The organism is Calditerricola satsumensis (genome assembly GCF_014646935.1).
In the GTDB taxonomy this organism is placed as follows: Bacteria; Bacillota; Bacilli; order Calditerricolales; family Calditerricolaceae; genus Calditerricola; species Calditerricola satsumensis.
Map to the genome: position 1 here is coordinate 19,165 of NZ_BMOF01000020.1, position 17,265 is coordinate 36,429.

Consider the following 17,265-nt stretch of genomic DNA (forward strand, 5'->3'; position numbering starts at 1 on the left):
GTTTATGCAAGCGCTTCGCCCGATTTCACGCGCCGCTTGAGGGCGATGATCTCGGTTCCGATGGCGGCGGCCCGCGCAAAATCCCCTGCCCGCTCGGCTTCCCGCTGCGCCTCCTTGAGCCGGGCAATCTCGCGTTCCAGCGGATAGTCCAGCACGCGGCGGATGCATTCGTGCAGCTGGCGCTCGTCGAGGACTTCGGCGCCTTCCAGCATGGCCAGTTCCGAGGCAAGTTCGACAAGCGCCTCGTCGCGCAGCGTCTGCAAGAAGCGTCCGGGGTCCGGTTCGTTGCCGGACGCATAATACGCGTACAGATACGCCGCGAGCGCCGCGTGTTCGTCCACGTTAAAGGCGTCCCCGATTTTTTCTTGCACAAGACGCGCAACCGCCGCATCCCGCATCATGCGGGCCAGGAGCAACCGTTCCGCGTTCTGGAACGCCGGATAGGTCGGTTTGACGACCAAAGTCCCGCCAGGATTTCTACTAGTATTCCCTTCACTAGCAAGATTAACCCGTTCCGCCTTTGCTTTCAGGCGTTTGTACACGTTCCACTGTTCGCGCTTCAAGGCCTCCAGCGAGAGGTGGAACTCCTCGGCCAGCTGGCGGAGGTAGTGGTCGCGCTCGACCGCGCTCGGCACGTGGGCGAGTTCCGCCAGACAATCGCGGATGTACCGCATCCGCTCGACCTCATCGCGCAGATCGCGGCCCTTGCGCAAATAGCGCAGGGTGAAGGCCATAAAGGAGACGGCGCCGCCCAGAACGTGGTCCCGAAAATGCGCCGCACCGCGCTCCCGGATGACGTCGTCGGGATCCATCCCGTCCGGCAAAAGGGCCACCTTGACCAAACATCCCGCCTCACGCAGGACGAGGCCGGCCTTGCGCGCCGCCTCCATTCCCGCTTCGTCCCCGTCGTAACAGATCACCACCTGTTCGGCGTTGCGCCGCAGAATGCGCGCCTGCTCTGGGGAAAGCGCGGTGCCCAGCGTGGCCACGGCATTCTCGACGCCGGCCTGATGCGCGGCCACGACATCAAGGTAGCCTTCCATCAGCACCGCCTGCTGCCGTTGGCGGATCGCCTTGCGCGCCCGATGCAAATTAAAAAGCAGGGCGCTCTTTTGGAACAGCGGCGTTTCCGGGCTGTTCAGGTACTTCGGCTCCCCCGGCCCAAGAATGCGGCCGCCAAAGGCGACGACCTGGCCTTGGCCGTCGCAGATGGGAAACATCACCCGGCGGCGAAAGCGGTCGACGTAGGTGCCGCGCGAAGCGGAATAAGCGACCAGTCCTGCTTTTTCCATGAGCGGGAGGGAAAATTTTCGGCGGGCGAGAAACTTGGCCACGGCATCCGGCGCGTCCGGCGCGTACCCCAGCTGAAACGCCGCCATCGTGTCGTCCGCCACACCGCGCTGCCGCAGATAGGCGCGTGCACGTTCCCCATATTCTGTATGCGTGAGGAGATACTGATAGAACCGGGCCACGAGGTGGTAGGCCTCGCGCATGGCCGCCCGTTCCCGGTCGGCGCGCGTTTCCTCCTCCTTCCGCTCCGGTTCCGGAAAGGGCAAGCCGGCCCGGCGCGCGAGCACGCGCACCGCCTCGACAAAATCGAGGTTTTCGATCTCCATCAGAAAGGTGATGACGTTCCCTCCCACCCCGCACCCAAAGCAGTGGAAGATCTGCTTTTCGGGCGATACGGAGAAGGAGGGCGTTTTTTCGGCGTGGAAGGGACACAGGCCGAAGTAGTTTCGCCCGCTCCGCTTGAGGTGCACGTATTCGCTGACGAGATCGACAATGTCGACGCGGCTCCGGATTTCGTCAAGGAACGACTCGGGAATGCGCGGCATCGGTCTCCCCCCTCTCCTTTGGAAGGGGAGCGGGTACGGCAAACCGTACCCATACAATTCGGCGCAACACGAAAAACTCCTGCTGAAAACCGTTTCCAATGAGGCGGGATAACCGAAAACACGCCCCGGGACAGAACCCTAGGGGCTTTAGGTTATAAGGTTATTCTACGTCCTCGCGCCGTTTACCTCCCGACCCGGATAAGTTGCAATGTTGGCAATTTTCCATAAAGTGGTGCGGGGAAGCGCCCGTTTGTTGTTCGGGCGCTTCCCCGCATTTGTCGATCGGCCGCGACGCGTGGCGCCACATCACCGGTTTTCGCTCAGGTTGTCGAAACCGCTGCCGTGCCGCAGCTGGGCCTGGGCCGCCGCCAGACGGGCCAGCGGCACGCGGTACGGCGAACAGCTGACGTAGTCGAGGCCCACGCGGTGGCAAAAGTCGATCGACCGCTTCTCCCCGCCGTGCTCGCCGCAGATGCCCGCCTTCAGGTTGGGACGGGTCTTGCGCCCTTCGGCTACGCCCATGGCGATCAGCTTGCCCACGCCGCGCTCGTCAAGGGTGATGAAGGGGTTGTCCGGCAGGATGCCGCTTTCCAGATAGTGCGGCAGGAACTTCCCCTCGGCATCGTCGCGGCTGAAGGCAAAGGTCATCTGCGTCAGGTCGTTGGTGCCGAAGGAGAAGAAGTCCGCCTCGCGGGCAATCTCGTCGGCGGTCAGGGCCGCCCGCGGCACCTCGATCATCGTCCCCACCGTGTAGGCGACGGAGGTGCCGGTTTCGGCCATCACCCGCTGGGCCACCTCGTCCACCAGCTTGCGCAGCCGCGCCAGCTCGTTGACGTGGCCGACGAGGGGAATCATCACTTCCGGCCGCACGTCGACGCCTTCCCGCACCAGTTGCGCCGCAGCGCGAAAGATGGCCTCCACCTGCATCTCGTAGATTTCGGGGAAGACCAGTCCGAGGCGGCACCCGCGGTGGCCGAGCATGGGGTTGAATTCGTGCAACTTCCGCACCTTGGCCAAAAGCGCTTCCTTCTCCGCGAGGCGCTCGGGGTCGGCCTGGGGGTCGCCCCGCAGTTTGGTCACCTCGACGAGCAGCTCTTCCAGGTTGGGCAAAAACTCGTGCAGCGGCGGGTCGAGGAGGCGAATCGTCACCGGCAGGCCTTCCATCGCCTTGAGGATGCCGTAGAAGTCGCCCTGCTGCATCGGCAACAGCTTTTGCAGCGCCGCCTCCCGCTCCTCGCGCGTCTCGGCGAGAATCATCTCCTGCACCACCGGGACGCGGTCCGGGGCCATGAACATGTGCTCGGTGCGGCACAGGCCGATGCCCTCGGCGCCAAAGGCGCGGGCCTTGGCCGCGTCGTCCGGCGTGTCGGCGTTGGCCCGCACCGCGAGGCGCCGCACCGCGTCGGCCCAGGCGAGGAGCTCGTGGAACTCCGGCGACAGCACCGGGTCGACGAGGGGCACCTCGCCGGCAAGCACCTCGCCGGTCGCCCCGTCGATGGTGATGACCTCGCCTTCGCGCACGACGCGCTCGCCGACGGCAAACATTCTCGCGCGCAGGTCGATCTTCAGCGCCTCGCAGCCGCACACGCAGGGCTTGCCCATGCCGCGGGCGACGACGGCGGCGTGGCTGGTCATCCCCCCGCGGCTGGTCAGCACCCCCTGGGCGGCGACGATGCCGTGGATGTCTTCCGGCGTCGTCTCCGGGCGCACAAGGATGACCCGCTCGCCGCGCTTGGCCCACGCCTCAGCCTCATCGGCGTCAAAGACGACGCGCCCCGTGGCCGCCCCCGGTGAGGCGGGAAGCCCCTTGGCCAGCACGTCGCGCGGCGCGCTCGGATCGATGCGCCGGTGCAGGAGCTGATGGAGCTGGTCGGGGTCGACGCGCAAGAGGGCCTCTTCGCGGGTGAGGATGCCCTCCTTCACCAGGTCGACGGCGATCTTCACCGCCGCCTGGGCCGTGCGCTTGCCGCTGCGCGTCTGCAGGATGTACAGCGTGCCCCGCTCGACGGTGAACTCGATGTCCTGCATGTCCTTGTAGTGGCGCTCCAGCCGCTCGCAGATGGCGACAAACTGCTCGTACACCGCCGGCATCGCCTCGCGCAGCGTCTCGATCGGCTGCGGGGTGCGGATGCCCGCCACCACGTCCTCGCCCTGGGCGTTGGTCAGGTACTCGCCGTAGAGCCGCTTTTCACCGGTGTTGGGGTCGCGCGTAAAGGCGACGCCGGTGCCCGAGTCGTTCCCCATGTTCCCGAACACCATCATCTGCACGTTGACCGCCGTGCCGAGATGGTCGGGGATGTTGTGGAGCTTGCGGTAGACGATGGCCCGCTGGTTGTTCCACGAGTCGAACACGGCCCGCACGGCGGCAAAGAGCTGGGCCTTGACGTCCTGGGGGAACGGCTGGCCGGTGTGGCGCTGGACGATGGCCTTGTACCGCGCGATAACCGCCCGCCAGTCGTCGGCCCCAAGCTCCGGATCGTGCCGCACCCCGCGCTGCGCCTTCACGTCGTCGATCACCTGCTCGAAGAGGTAATGCGGCACGCCCAGCACGACGTCGCCAAACATCTGGATGAAGCGGCGGTAGCAATCGTAGGCAAAGCGCGCGTCGTTCGTCAGCCGGGCCAGCCCTTCCACCGTCGCGTCGTTGAGCCCGAGGTTGAGGATGGTGTCCATCATCCCGGGCATGGAAACGGGCGCGCCGGAGCGGACGGAGACGAGGAGCGGATGGTTCGGGTCGCCAAAGCGCTTGCCCGTCTTCTCCTCCAGCTTCCCAAGAGCCTCTTCGATCTGCGCCTTCAACGCGTCGAAAAGCGTGCGCCCTTCCTGGTAATACCGGTTGCACGCTTCCGTGGTCACGGTAAACCCCGGCGGGACGGGCAGAGCGGCCTTGGTCATCTCGGCCAGGTTGGCCCCCTTGCCGCCCAAAAGGTCGCGCATGCCGCCGTGGCCTTCTTCGAACAAGTAGACCCATTTGTCTGCCATTACCCATTCCTCCTGCCCCGGAAAAGGTCGAGAATGATTGTGGCCGTTTCCTCGATGGCCTTGTTCGACACGTCGATCACCGGACAGCCGATGCGCTTCATGATCTTCTCGGCGTACGCCAGTTCTTCCAGGATGCGCGCCATGCTGGCGTAATTGGCTTGGGCGTCGAGGCCAAGGGCCTTGAGCCGTTCGCGGCGAATCTCGTTCAGTTTTTCCGGGCTGATGGTCAGGCCCACGATTTTTTTCGGCGAGACGCGGAACAGCTCTTCCGGCGGCTCCACTTCCGGAACAAGGGGCACGTTGGCCACCTTCAGCCGCTTGTGCGCCAGGTACATCGACAGCGGCGTTTTCGACGTGCGCGACACGCCGATGAGCACCACGTCGGCCCGCAGGAGCCCCCGCGGGTCGCGGCCGTCGTCGTACTTGACGGCAAACTCGATGGCCTCCACCTTGCGGAAATAGTCCTCGTCGAGCTTGCGCACCAGTCCCGGCTGCCGTTTGGGAGGCATGCGCATCACGTTTTCCAGGGCCTCCAGCATCGGCCCCATGATGTCGACGACGGGTACGCCCGCCTCCCGCGCTTTTTCCCGCAAAAACGCGGCCATTTCCGGAACCACCAGCGTATATGCAATCAGTCCTTGGGCGTCCTTGGCCATCTGCACGACGTCGAGCAGCGTCTCGTGATCCTCCACATACGGCACGCGCCGAATGTCGACGTTGGCCCCGTTAAACTGGCTTGCCGCGGCGCGCACCACGAATTCGGCCGTCTCCCCGATGGAATCGGAAACCACGTACACGATGGTCGGCTTTTTCCCGTCGATGGCAGATCCCTCCCCGGAGTCGATTCGGAAGCGGCAAGGACGCCGCTAGCGATCGGTTTGCCCCAATTCCACAAAGGCGCGCGTGATCGTCGTCTTCGTGATGCGGCCCACCACTTCAAGGGCGCGCGGCCCCTTTTCCTTCACCTCGACAACCACAGGCAAGGAGTCGACTTCGTAGTCGATCAGCTTCTTGGCCGCGTCGTAGAGCGAATCCTCCGGCGTCACGGTGATGATGTTGGGCATGCGCGTCATGATCACGCCCACCGGCAGGTCTTCGAGGCGTTTGCCGCCCAGCGCGGCCCGCAGCAGGTCCTTCCGCGAGACGACGCCGGCCAGAAGCCCCTCCTCGTTGACCACGTAGAGGGTGCCCACGTCCTCGAGAAAGAGCGTGGTGATGGCGTCGTAGACCGACGACGCTTCGCGGATGACGACGGGGCGCGCCTTGTAGTCGCTCACCTTCATCTTGCGCAGGCGCTCGGCGAGAAGCTGGTTGCCCGTCTTGCCGGCGTAAAAATAGCCCACCCGGGGCCGGGCATCCAGGTAGCCGGCCATGGTGAGGATGGCCAGATCAGGTCGAAGCGTGGCGCGGGTCAGGTTGAGCTTTTCCGCGATCTTCTCGCCAGTGATGGGCCCTTCGTCCTTGACGATCTGCAGGATCTGCTCTTGGCGCTTGGTCAGTTCGATGGCGGGTCACCCCCTCGCGTTACCGCGCGAAAATGTGTCATACTGTATCCCTTCGGGCCACTTTTAGTATACAACAAAACACCGCGACCTTTTCAACGCTTCGGCTTTGCAACCGCTTCCGTATTGACGGCGCGGCGCGTGTCGTGGTATCGTTTTGCAGAACCTTGTCTTCGGCGCCGTCGCCCACTGGTGCGGCATCGGCCTGTTCCGGCTGCTGGCCCTGCTCAAGGACGAGCTGCTGCACCCGGTCGCGCCGGAACCTGCGCGGCCCGTCAGCTCCTGAGGCGGATTGGCTCGGCCACCCGTCGTGGCTCGCAACAAAAAACGGCGCGTCTCGCCTCGCGCGGCAGACGCGCCGTTTTCATCTTCACTTGGTTTTTGGCGTTTTTCCCAGCCGTTCCTGCAGATTTTTCGCGCGGGCCTTTCCGCCGCATGCCCCCTTTAGCGGCCGAGAACGCGCTTGACCGCCGCCACCACATTGTCGGCGGTGAAGCCATACTCCTTCATCACGCGCGAACCCGGCGCCGAGGCGCCAAAGCGGTCGATGCCGATCACCGTGCCGCGGTCGCCAACGTAGCGCTCCCAGCCCATCGGGTGGGCCGCTTCCACGGCCACGCGCGCCGTCACCTCCGGCGGCAGCACCGCACGGCGGTAGTCCTCAGGCTGGGCCTCAAACAGCTCCCAGCTGGGCATGCTGACGACGCGAACGGCAATGCCCTCCGCGGCAAGGCGCCGCTTGGCCTCCAGAGCCAGGCTAACCTCGGCCCCCGTGGCGATGAGGATCGCGTCGGGCGTCCCGTTCTCGGCGTCGGCCAGCACGTAGGCGCCGCGCCGCACGCCGTCGGCGGCACGCTCCGCCGTTCCCGGCAGAACGGGGAGGTTCTGGCGCGACAGCACGAGGGCCACGGGACCCTCGGCATCGGCGAGGGCGTAGCGCCACGCGGCCACCGTCTCGTTGGCGTCAGCCGGGCGGATCACGGTAAGGTCGGGAATGAGGCGCAGCGACGGGATGTGCTCAACAGGCTGGTGCGTCGGCCCGTCTTCCCCCACGGCGATGCTGTCGTGGGTGAAGACGTACACCACCGGCTGCTTCATCAGGGCCGACAGGCGAAGGGCCGGGCGCAGGTAGTCGGAGAAGACGAGGAAGGTGCCGCCGTACACCCGCAGCCCGCCGTGCAAGGCCATGCCGTTCAGCGCGGCGGCCATGGCGAACTCGCGCACGCCGAACCAGATGTTGCGGCCGGCGTAGTCGTCGGCGGAAAAGACCGGGTAGCCCTTCAGCGTCGTCTGGTTGGAGCTGGCCAGGTCGGCCGACCCCCCGATGAGCTCGGGCACGCGCTTCGCCAGGGCGTTGAGCGCTTGTCCCGACGCCGCCCGCGTGGCCAGTTGGGCGCCGGGCTCATAGGACGGCAAGTCCGCGTCCCAGCCGTCGGGCAGCTCGCCGGCCATCACCCGCTTCAGCTCGGCGGCCAGCTCGGGGTACGCCGCCTCGTACGCGGCCAGGCGCGCGTTCCACTCCGCCTCGAGGGCCTGGCCCCGTTCCTTGACCTGGGCGAAATGCTGCCGCACCTCGTCGGGGATGTAGAAGGCGGGCTCCTGCGGCCAGCCATAGAACTCCTTGACCCGCTTCACCTCGTCGGGGCCGAGGGGGGCACCGTGGGCCGCCGCCGTACCGCCCTTGTTCGGGCTGCCGTAACCGATGACGGTCTTCACCTCGATCAGGCTCGGCCGCGCCGTTTCGGCCCGCGCCGCCTCGATGGCCCGGGCGATGGCCTCCAGGTCGTTGCCGTCGTCGACGCGCAGCACCTGCCAGCCGTAGGCCTCGAAGCGCCGGCGCACGTCCTCGGTGAAGGCCAGCGCCGTTTCGCCGTCGAGGGAGATGTCGTTGGAGTCGTACAGGACGATCAGCTTGCCCAGCTTAAGGTGGCCGGCCAACGAGGCCGCTTCCGCCGCCACCCCTTCCATCAGGTCGCCGTCGCCGCAGATCACGTAGGTATAGTGGTTAATGATGGCGTGCCCATCGCGGTTGAAGCGGGCAGCCAGGTGGCGTTCGGCCATGGCCATGCCCACCGCCATGGCGATGCCTTGCCCAAGGGGGCCGGTGGTCGCCTCCACGCCGGGCGTGTGGCCGTACTCCGGGTGCCCCGGCGTGCGGCTGCCCCACTGGCGGAAATTTTGCAACTCCTCAAGCGGCAGATCATACCCGCACAAATGGAGCAAACCGTAGAGCAGCATCGACCCGTGACCGGCGGAAAGCACAAAGCGGTCGCGGTCGAACCACTTCGGGTTGGCCGGGTTGTGGCGCAAAAATTTCGTCCACAGCACGTAGGCCATGGGGGCCGCGCCCATCGGCATGCCCGGATGGCCCGACTTGGCCTTCTCGATGGCGTCGATGGACAAGGTGCGAAGGGTGGTGACGGCCAGCTGTTCGATCGAACGGGATGCGATCATTCGGCGCTTCCTCCTTTGCCACGAATCCTCCTTTATTTTGTCTCACAATCGACCGGGATGGGCAAGGGGACAGAGACGATGGGTGAAACCTTTTTTGCGCCCCTCCCGTCTGTTGAGGTGAACAATCCGTGACGAGGTCACGAAAGGAGGAACCGCCATGCTCCGCGTGACGCGCCCCTCGAGGCGAGGCGTGTTCGCCGGCCTCCTTGCCGGCGGTTTGCTCGTGGGCGGCTTGGCCTTCGCCGCCGGCGAGAACGTCATCCATCTGCCGGTAACCATCCCGGCATTCCATTGGCAGGTAGACGGACAGCCGGTGAAGACGAGCGATCGCCCGGGCTTCGTGCACAACGGCACCGCCTACGTGCCGAGCGCCTTCCTGTACAACGGCACCACCTACGTGCCGATCCGCTTCGTCAGCGAGCTGCTCGGCTACAGCATTACCTATGATCCACAAACAAAGACCATCTCCATCGACACCAAGCGAGGAGGGAAGGAAGCCATTCCCTACCGCGTGATCCCGCGCCACGACGCGCCGCCGGACATCCAGCAGTGGATCGATCGCCATTTCCGGAACGAAGGAGCGTACGTCTCCCGCACGGCGGACGCCACCTACGTCCTCATCTCCCGGGGGGAAAAGCCGACGGCCGGCTACGGCATCGCCGTCCAAGCGGTGACCTGCAAAGACGGGGGCATCGTCGTGACGGTACGGACCATCGATCCCCAACCGGGCGACATCGTCGCCGAAGTGATCACCTACCCGCACGTGGTGGTGAAGCTGGACGCCCAGTCGAAACCGATTCGCGTCGTCACGACCGACGGGCGGGAGATTCCGCTCCAAGAGGCGGAACGCTGACCGCACGAACGGAGTGGCAAACGGCCTCTCGCTCACCCGCCGGCGGAGGCGCGGTGGCGAAACGCCTCCCACAGTTCCCGGTTCGACGTCGTCACCGCCGTGGCGCCCGCCGCCAGGGCTTGCTCCACGTCGTCCACCGTTTCGATCAGCCCGCCGGCAAAAACGGGCACGCGCGTGCGTTCGGCGATGCGGCGGATGACCCGCGGAATGACGCCGGGCAACACCTCGACAAAATCCGGTTGGGCGTTTTCCAAGAGCTGAAAGCTCGTTTCCAGGGCCATCGAGTCGAGAAGGAAGATGCGCTGGATGCCCAACACGCCATGCTTTCTCGCCGCCTGCACCACCTGTTTGCGCGTGGAGATGATGCCGGCCGGCTTCACCTGCTGGGCCAAAAACACCGCCGCCGCCTCGTCGGCTTTGAGGCCGGCAATCAGGTCGGCATGCAAAAGCAGCTCCTTCCCCCGCTTGCGAGCGTACGCCACCAGCTGCTTCACGTGGCCGAGATGGGCCTCCAGCAAAATGAGGTAGCGGTACTCCATGTCCATCAGGCGCTCGAAATCCTTCAGCTGCCGAATGGCGGGAATGAGCGGCTGCGACCACTTCTCCATCGGTATGCCCCCTTGGCAAGCCCTTCGTTTTCCGTCGGTTTCGTTACCCGTTCGACACCCGGTTCGTCCTTCCTGCCCGCCGCGCGTGCGCCAGTTCTGCTTCCAATTCCTGGTGATACCGGTCGGCTTCCTGGGGCGACCAGCCGAACAGCTCGCCCATCCACCGGACGACGCCCTCGGCCACCTTCTCGCAGCGCGGCCGGTCAAAGAGGAGCATCCCCGTGCGGCGGATAAGCACGTCGGCCGGCGTGACGGCCATCTCCGCCTCCACCCCGTACAGCACCTCCAGGGCCAGACCCAGGGGCAGATTGTGGCGCGCAGATGCCTCGCGAGCCCGTTGGATGCCGGCCAGCACCGCCGGGGTGTTGGACCCGTACCGCCGCGCCAGCTGTTCGGCCTCTTCCGGGGAGAGTCCGCGCGATACGCCTTCGCGCGTTCCGTTGCGGACGGCATCGGAAAGCCCCTCGGGCCCGCCCACATCGCCGCCGGACAGCGGCACGCGGTCGGTGATGCAGGGGCCAACGCGGCGCCCTTCCTCTTCGCCAAGCCGCCGGCACACGAGGTCGACGACGCGCTCGGCCATCTTGCGGAAGCCGGTCAGCTTCCCCCCGGCGATGGTGATGAGCCCTGTCGGCGAGACGAAGATCTCGTCGCGGCGGGACAGCTCCGACGGCGCCTTCCCCTCCTCGTGCAGGAGCGGCCTGAGGCCGGCCCAGCACGACTCCACATCCTCCGGGCGCAGGTGGACGGTCGGAAACATGTCGTTCACCGCTCGCAGCAAGTAATCGCGGTCTTCCGGCGTCACCTCGGGGTGTTCCAGGGACCCGTGGTAGTCGGTGTCCGTCGTCCCGATGTACGTCTTGCCGTCGCGGGGGATGGCGAACACCATCCGCCCGTCGAACACGTCGAAGTAGACGGCCTGGCGCACGGGGAAGCGTTCATGGGGCACCACCAGGTGGACGCCCTTCGTCAGGTGCAGCCGCTTGCCCGTCAGCGAGCCGTCCTTCTCGCGCAGCCGGTCGACCCACGGCCCGGCGGCGTTGACGACGTGCTTGGCCCGGATCGCGTAGGTTTCCCCGCTTAGCCGGTCGCAAACGACGGCCCCGGCCACGCGCCCCCCTTCGTAGAGGAAGTCCACCGCTTCGGCGTAGTTGACGGCCAGCGCTCCCCTGGCCGCGGCCGCCTTGAGCACCTCGAGGGTCAGGCGGGCGTCGTCGGTGCGGTACTCGGTATACAGGATGGCCCCTTTCAGCCGCTCGGCGGGAAGCAGCGGCTCGGCGGCCAGGGCCTCCTCGCGCGACAGCACGCGCCGCCGCTCGGCCCTCTTCACGCCCGCCAGCCGGTCGTACAGCCACACGCCGAAGGAGGCGCTGAAGCGGCCCAACGAGCCGCCCTTCACCACCGGCAGGAGCATGGGTTCCGGGTGCACCACATGTGGCGCGTTGCGGTACACGATGGCCCGCTCCCGCCCCACCTCGCGCACGAGCCCAATTTCCCCCTGCTTGAGGTAGCGCAGCCCGCCGTGGATCAGCTTCGTCGACCGGCTCGACGTTCCCGCGGCGAAATCCTGCTTCTCCACCAGCCCCACCCGCAGCCCGCGCAGCACGGCGTCCCAGGCGATGCCGGCCCCGGTGATGCCGCCGCCGATGACGAGCACGTCGAGGGGCTTTTCCGCCATTTCCTGCAACATCGTCGTCCGCTGTGTCGCCGCAAAGCGAACGCCCATGGATCATCCCTCCTGCCTTAGTCGGTATGGACAAGGAAGCCGGTTCGCATACAAAAAGGCCACATTCGCCCCCTCCTCGAGGGCGATGTGGCCTTCTCCGCGTCTCCGCACCATCATGTTGTCGCCTTCCCTTACAGCATAGGCAAGAGGACAGCGGGCTGTCAACGCGCCAGCGGCGGGAATCCCGCAGCGGTTGGGCCGCCCCGCCGCCCGACGCGTCCGATGCACTGGCGCCAACGCCCCCGGTCAGGTGCGGGCGTCCTCGTCCTCTTCGCTCGCCCAACGCATCGCCCGCTCCACGGCCTTCTTCCACCCGGCGTAGCGCTTTTTCCGTTCCGCTTCGGCCATGGCCGGGACAAAGCGCGTTTCGGCCTGCCACCGCGCGGCCAAGGTTTCCTGATCCCACAGCCCTACGGCCACCCCGGCCAGCGCCGCGGCGCCGAAGGCCGTCGTCTCCACAATGGCCGGCCGCTCGACCGGCACGCCCAGAATGTCGGCCTGGAACTGCATGAGCAGGTTGTTGGCCGCCGCCCCGCCGTCGACGCGCAGCGCGGCAAGGGGAACCCCGGCGTCCTGCTCCATGGCGTCGAGGACGTCTTTCGTCTGGTACGCCAGCGCCTCCAGCGTGGCGCGGATGAGGTGCTCCTTGCGCGTGCCGCGCGTCAGCCCGAAAATGGCCCCGCGGGCGTACATGTCCCAGTACGGCGCGCCCAGCCCGGCAAAGGCCGGCACCACGTACACCCCGCCGGAGTCGGGCACCTTGGCGGCAAAGTATTCCGAATCGGCCGCCGCATCGAGGATGCGCAGCCCGTCGCGCAGCCACTGGATGGCCGCCCCGGCGATGAAGACGCTGCCCTCGAGGGCGTAGGTCACCTGGCCGCCCACTTCCCAGGCGATGGTGGTGAGGAGCCCGGCCTTGGAGGGGACGGGCTTTCCGCCGGTGTTCATGAGCAGGAAGCAGCCCGTGCCGTAGGTGTTCTTGGCCATCCCCGGCTCAAAGCAGGCCTGGCCGAAGAGGGCGGCTTGCTGGTCGCCGGCCACGCCGGCGATGGGAATGGGGACGCCGAACAGGTCGGGATGGGTGTGGGCCAGCACGGCGCTCGACGGCTTCACCTCGGGCAGCAGGGACGGCGGAATGTCGAGGGCGTTGAGCAGCCGCTCGTCCCAGGCGCGGCGGTGGATGTCAAAGAGCATCGTCCGCGCGGCATTGGTCACGTCGGTGGCGTGCACCTGGCCGCCGGTGAGGTTCCAGATGAGCCACGCGTCGATGGTGCCAAAGGCCAGTTCGCCGCGCTGGGCCTTTTCGCGCGCCCCGTCCACGTGGTCGAGCAGCCACTTCACCTTGGTGGCCGAAAAGTAGGCGTCCACCACGAGCCCCGTCCGCGCGCGGATGTGCCGCTCCAGGTCCGAATCGGCTTTGATTTCATCGCAATGGGGCGCCGTCCGCCGGTCCTGCCACACGATGGCGTTGGCGATGGGCCGGCCGGTCTTGCACTCCCACACCACCGTCGTCTCCCGCTGGTTCGTGATGCCGATGGCCGCCACCTGGTGCGGATCGACGCCGGTTTGGTGCAGCACCTCCCGGGCCACGCCGATCTGCGTCTCCCAGATTTCCAGCGGGTCGTGCTCGACCCATCCCGGCTGGGGGAAGAGCTGGGCAAACTCGCGTTGGGCCATGCCCACAAGGGCGCCGTTCTCGTCGAACAGGATGGCCCGCGAGCTGGTGGTGCCTTGGTCGAGGGCCAGCAGGTACCGCATGCGATCGCCTCCTGTGCACGAATTTGGTGTGCCATGCCGTTACCGCGTTGCGACCACGCCCGTCGGTTTGGCGCGTCGGGCCGACCGCCTCCGCAGAACGCTGACGAGCGCCACCGCCGCCGTGATGCCGCCCAGCGCCACGCCCGGGGCGAGCGCGACGGCTTTACCCCCGAAGAGCCACGCGTGGGCCCAACCGCCCAAAAGGCCGCCGATCACGGGCCCGATCACGGGGATCCACGCGTACGACCAGTCGGAGGGGCCTTTGCCGGGGATGGGCAGGAGGGCGTGGGCCAAGCGGGGACCCAGGTCGCGCGCCGGGTTGATGGCATACCCTGTGGTGCCCCCGAGGGACAGGCCAATGCTCACGACCAAGAGCCCCACAAGCAGCGGGTTCAGCCCCTCCGCCAATCGGTTGGCCCCAATGGCCAGCACGCCAAAAACCAACACAAAGGTCCCGATGATTTCGCTGAGCAAATTGGCGCTCCAGTCGCGTATGGCCGGGCCGGTGGCAAACACGGCCAGCTTGGTTGCCGGATCGCCGGTTTTCTCCCAATGCGGCAGGTAGTGCAGCCACACCAGCACTGCGCCGCAGAAGGCCCCGAGCAGCTGCGCCAGCACATAGCCCGGGACCTTCTCCCATGGAAAACCGCCCGTCAAGGCCAGGGCCAGGGTCACCGCCGGGTTGAGGTGGGCGCCGCTCACCTCGCCCACGGCGTACACGGCGACGGCCACCGCCAGCCCCCATCCCACGGTGATGGCCAGCCATCCGGCTTGCTCGGCCTTGGACTGTTTGAGGCACACGCCGGCGACGATGCCGCCGCCCAGCAAGATCAAGAGCAGGGTTCCCACGAATTCGCCGAGGTGCGGGGACACGCTTCCGCCTCCTTCCAAATCCGGAATGCGCAATCGGGAATGCGTTTCCGCGCGAATGAATGCGCTTTCATCCTTTGCAGCACGCGCCGGCTACGCGGCGGTGTCGGTTGCCTCTCTTTCATGCGCCGCCTCTGTCACCTCCCCGATCGCAAACGAAAAAGAGAAGACCCCTCCCTACGGCGTGCAGGGAATCGGTCTTCTCTCCGCGTCTCCGACCATCTGAACTTTTCAAGAATTGTTGTACACGCTTTCAGGTCGGTTTGTCAAGGGGTGGGGGCTCTAGGTCAATAATTGTGGATGGGAGGTCAACCAAGCCAAGGGTATAAAAGCGAGGAGCATCTTTCGCACATAGATCTCACGGTTACGGAAGCCGTAGCTGATTCGTTTGAGCAGCTTGATCTTGGTGTGCACGCCTTCCGTGTAGCCGTTCGAAACACGCCAGGTGTGGTAGGCCAGAATCGCCTCGCGCCAGCGGCGGAGCGTGCGTCCCCACTGCAGGAGCGCGGCATCGCTTGCCGACTGGGCCTCAAAGATCACGCGGTCTAGGATGGCTGCGGCTTCGTCTCGATTGGAAGCACGGTAAACGTCTCGCAGCTGCTCTTTGACCCAGTGAAAGTGGGCCACGTTCTTGTGATGCTTCCGAATGGCGGCAAGCTGGGCAGCTTGGCGTTCGGTGAGGTCGTTCTCGTTCTTCAAAAGCGGCCAGCGCCTCAGGCGCACCCCGGTCACCTGCTGTTCCACTAGCCGTGCTTCGTCAACCCGCCGATTCGCGTCCTGGATGACGTGAAACGGATCCGCCACGATGACAGCGCCGGGCAAAGCGCGCTTCACGGCATGACGCCAAGCATCCTTCAGGTCGATGCACACGGCCTGAATCCGCTGACGAACCGTCTCCGGCAGCTGGCGCAAAAAGCGCTCCAGCGTTTTCATGCGGTCATCCGGCAAGATGGCCAAAAGGCGCCGTTTTGGCCATACGCACGTGACCGTAACCATCATGTCACGGCCACGATAGCTGTGTTCATCGATGCTCAGCACGAAGGCATCGACATCCCGGAGGGCTTCCTCGAGATTTACCTGCTGACCTACGTACCGAAGGAGCAGACGGCGCAAGGTGCTGGCGCTTGTCCCGCTTTCCTGGGCGGCACGATGAAAACTGCCCGCTTTCAGGCGCTGGAGCAAAAGGGCTTCGGCCCGTTCGGTCCTGCGTGCCCAGGGGCGAATACCAGGAAAGCGTTCAGTGAACACTTTTCGACAGGCCGTGCACTGGAAGCGCCGGGGACGTACCCAGAGGTAAACCGGTTTCTCGTTGCACCAGGTGTGCAGCTTCCGTTTCCATTCACATGCACGATCGTAGACGCGGCGTGTCAGCTGTCCACAATCCGGACACCGCGCTTCCTTACGCGGCCGACCGGCGTAGATGTGAATACCATCGGATTGATGCACGATACGGTAAACAATCCACGATTGTAAGCCGAACATTTCTGCGGTAAGCTTGTTCATAGGCGGTCGCGAGCCTCCTTCGGGATGTGGTGCGCTTAACTATCCCTTGGCTCGTCGACCGCCTTTTCCTCTTAGAACCCACACTTTTTAGCGTAGAGCCGAGGGCTTTATCCTCTCTTCTGCATTCATGCTTCGATAGCGGCCCCATTACGAAATGTAATGTCTTGTACCATTCAAAGCGGTTTCCACACCCGTTTATACGGGTCACGTGTCAACTCACATAAAAACCTAACCGAAGTGAAACCGATCCCTCACGTAAAAACCTAACCGAATACTCTTGGCAAGAGGCTCCCTCAGGTAGGAAAATGGAGTTGAGGTCTACCCGACCTCAAGAGGTTCTTGGTTAGGTGGCTCGGGGGAGGGAGCCCAAGGACCCCGAGCCACGATTTTTTCGAGCTCATCATGAAGATCGAGCGGGTTGAGCGTTTCAAACTGAGCCTTGAGCATGTGTTCCATCTCCGGTTTTAAGGCGCCGCTTTCGATCAGGCGTTGGAAAGGCGTGCGGGCTTGGTCGAAGCGTTTGCGAATGCGCTTGCCTTCGTAGGATTTTTCGACGACCTTGCGGGTGGGCAGAAAGAGATTGGCGTAGGGGTCGAGGAGGGCATAGACGGCGTTGAGCCACGCCACAGCCTCTTGGGTGTCATAGCGGGCATAGCCCACGATTTCGCGAACGAACTGGCGGTTTTTTTGTTCGACATGGGGGTTGTCGTTTTTGCGGTAGGGACGGCTGCGCATAAACGCAATTCCCTTTTGCTTGCAGAAACGGAGGAGATGATGGTTCAAGAACTCGGAACCGTTGTCACTGTGGAGGGTATGGACGGCTGTAGGCCACTGCGAGAGGATGGATTCCAAGGCCGCGAAGACAGCTTTTTGGCTTTTGCCGAGGATGGCCTGGCGGCGGCTGTAGCCGGTGACCATGTCGGTCACGGACAAGGTGCAGGCGAACAGGCCGGATGAGTCGCCGCCATTGTGTTCGACGAGATCGATTTCCAGGGCGCCGGGGCGGGATTCGTTCCAAGGGAGCCGGCCTGCAGGGATGTCCCTTTTCAAGCGATTGGCGGGTTTGGGGCGCAGAAAGCGCTTGGGTTTGGGCGAGTCGAATTCCTTCAGGCGCCGAGCGAGCGTAGAGCGGCTGATTTGGGCGAGTTGCTGGCGGATGAGCGGGGTTAAGCGA

13 protein-coding genes are annotated in these 17,265 nt (G+C 65.2%); 2 read left to right on the forward strand and 11 right to left on the reverse strand.

The window, feature by feature from the left end; all coding sequences use genetic code 11:
- Positions 1 to 2 precede the first annotated feature (2 nt).
- From dnaG to ccpN, 4 genes are all read right to left on the reverse strand, one after another.
- Entirely contained in the window at positions 3 to 1,835 is a 1,833-nt protein-coding gene (gene dnaG, locus IEX61_RS06255) for a DNA primase (protein WP_054671135.1), read from the reverse strand.
- Between the two features lie 306 nt (positions 1,836 to 2,141).
- Positions 2,142 to 4,817 carry a pyruvate, phosphate dikinase gene (gene ppdK / locus IEX61_RS06260; RefSeq protein ID WP_188817172.1) on the reverse strand — a complete coding sequence of 892 codons (2,676 nt, stop codon included), beginning with the start codon at positions 4,815 to 4,817 and terminating at the stop codon, positions 2,142 to 2,144.
- On the reverse strand, positions 4,817 to 5,617 hold the full coding sequence (locus IEX61_RS06265) for a pyruvate, water dikinase regulatory protein (RefSeq protein WP_373288420.1): 801 nt from the start codon (positions 5,615 to 5,617) through the stop codon (positions 4,817 to 4,819). Before IEX61_RS06265 ends, ppdK begins: the two co-directional genes overlap by 1 nt.
- 66 nt (positions 5,618 to 5,683) lie before the next feature.
- A complete protein-coding gene (gene ccpN / locus IEX61_RS06270) occupies positions 5,684 to 6,322 on the reverse strand; it encodes a transcriptional regulator CcpN (protein ID WP_229725741.1) in 639 nt (212 codons plus the stop codon).
- Between the two features lie 154 nt (positions 6,323 to 6,476).
- Between ccpN and IEX61_RS12630 the strand changes: the two genes are divergently transcribed.
- Positions 6,477 to 6,605, forward strand: a complete 129-nt coding sequence (locus IEX61_RS12630) for a hypothetical protein (RefSeq protein ID WP_256205630.1) — start codon at positions 6,477 to 6,479, stop codon at positions 6,603 to 6,605.
- A 158-nt stretch (positions 6,606 to 6,763) separates the two neighbouring features.
- On the opposite strand, the gene tkt is transcribed toward IEX61_RS12630, so the two are convergent.
- Complete coding sequence (gene tkt / locus IEX61_RS06275; protein WP_188817174.1) at positions 6,764 to 8,773, reverse strand: transketolase; 2,010 nt, start codon at positions 8,771 to 8,773, stop codon at positions 6,764 to 6,766.
- Between the two features lie 157 nt (positions 8,774 to 8,930).
- Here tkt and IEX61_RS06280 point away from each other — a divergent pair, with 157 nt between their 5' ends.
- Positions 8,931 to 9,626, forward strand: coding sequence for a protease complex subunit PrcB family protein (locus IEX61_RS06280; RefSeq protein ID WP_188817176.1), 696 nt, complete (start codon positions 8,931 to 8,933; stop codon positions 9,624 to 9,626).
- A gap of 32 nt (positions 9,627 to 9,658) precedes the next feature.
- Here the strand turns inward: IEX61_RS06280 and IEX61_RS06285 are convergent, their stop codons facing one another.
- The 6 genes from IEX61_RS06285 to IEX61_RS06310 all read right to left on the reverse strand — a co-directional run.
- Complete coding sequence (locus tag IEX61_RS06285; protein ID WP_083463071.1) at positions 9,659 to 10,234, reverse strand: glycerol-3-phosphate responsive antiterminator; 576 nt, start codon at positions 10,232 to 10,234, stop codon at positions 9,659 to 9,661.
- A 43-nt stretch (positions 10,235 to 10,277) separates the two neighbouring features.
- Positions 10,278 to 11,960 (reverse strand): glycerol-3-phosphate dehydrogenase/oxidase, encoded by a 1,683-nt coding sequence (locus tag IEX61_RS06290; RefSeq protein WP_188817178.1) that lies wholly within the window; start codon positions 11,958 to 11,960, stop codon positions 10,278 to 10,280.
- Between the two features lie 246 nt (positions 11,961 to 12,206).
- Positions 12,207 to 13,718: a glycerol kinase GlpK gene (gene glpK, locus IEX61_RS06295; RefSeq protein WP_188817180.1), complete on the reverse strand. Its 1,512-nt coding sequence runs from the start codon at positions 13,716 to 13,718 to the stop codon at positions 12,207 to 12,209.
- Between the two features lie 39 nt (positions 13,719 to 13,757).
- Positions 13,758 to 14,591: an MIP/aquaporin family protein gene (locus tag IEX61_RS06300; RefSeq protein ID WP_188817182.1), complete on the reverse strand. Its 834-nt coding sequence runs from the start codon at positions 14,589 to 14,591 to the stop codon at positions 13,758 to 13,760.
- Positions 14,592 to 14,870: 279 nt separating this feature from the next.
- Positions 14,871 to 16,091 (reverse strand): ISL3 family transposase, encoded by a 1,221-nt coding sequence (locus IEX61_RS06305; RefSeq protein ID WP_188817185.1) that lies wholly within the window; start codon positions 16,089 to 16,091, stop codon positions 14,871 to 14,873.
- A 318-nt stretch (positions 16,092 to 16,409) separates the two neighbouring features.
- Positions 16,410 to 17,265 (reverse strand): DDE-type integrase/transposase/recombinase (locus IEX61_RS06310; protein WP_188817187.1); only part of this gene is annotated, 856 nt, incomplete at its 5' end.

What these genes read in the sequence shown, in the direction of transcription:
- ppdK (WP_188817172.1), bottom strand. Translation starts at nt 4,817, where the DNA reads ATGGCAGACAAATGGGTCTACTTGTTCGAAGAAGGCCACGGCGGCATG.
- IEX61_RS06305 (WP_188817185.1), bottom strand. Translation starts at nt 16,091, where the DNA reads ATGAACAAGCTTACCGCAGAAATGTTCGGCTTACAATCGTGGATTGTT.
- IEX61_RS06290 (WP_188817178.1), bottom strand. Translation starts at nt 11,960, where the DNA reads ATGGGCGTTCGCTTTGCGGCGACACAGCGGACGACGATGTTGCAGGAA.
- dnaG (WP_054671135.1), bottom strand. Translation starts at nt 1,835, where the DNA reads ATGCCGCGCATTCCCGAGTCGTTCCTTGACGAAATCCGGAGCCGCGTC.
- tkt (WP_188817174.1), bottom strand. Translation starts at nt 8,773, where the DNA reads ATGATCGCATCCCGTTCGATCGAACAGCTGGCCGTCACCACCCTTCGC.
- IEX61_RS06280 (WP_188817176.1), top strand. Translation starts at nt 8,931, where the DNA reads ATGCTCCGCGTGACGCGCCCCTCGAGGCGAGGCGTGTTCGCCGGCCTC.
- IEX61_RS06285 (WP_083463071.1), bottom strand. Translation starts at nt 10,234, where the DNA reads ATGGAGAAGTGGTCGCAGCCGCTCATTCCCGCCATTCGGCAGCTGAAG.
- glpK (WP_188817180.1), bottom strand. Translation starts at nt 13,718, where the DNA reads ATGCGGTACCTGCTGGCCCTCGACCAAGGCACCACCAGCTCGCGGGCC.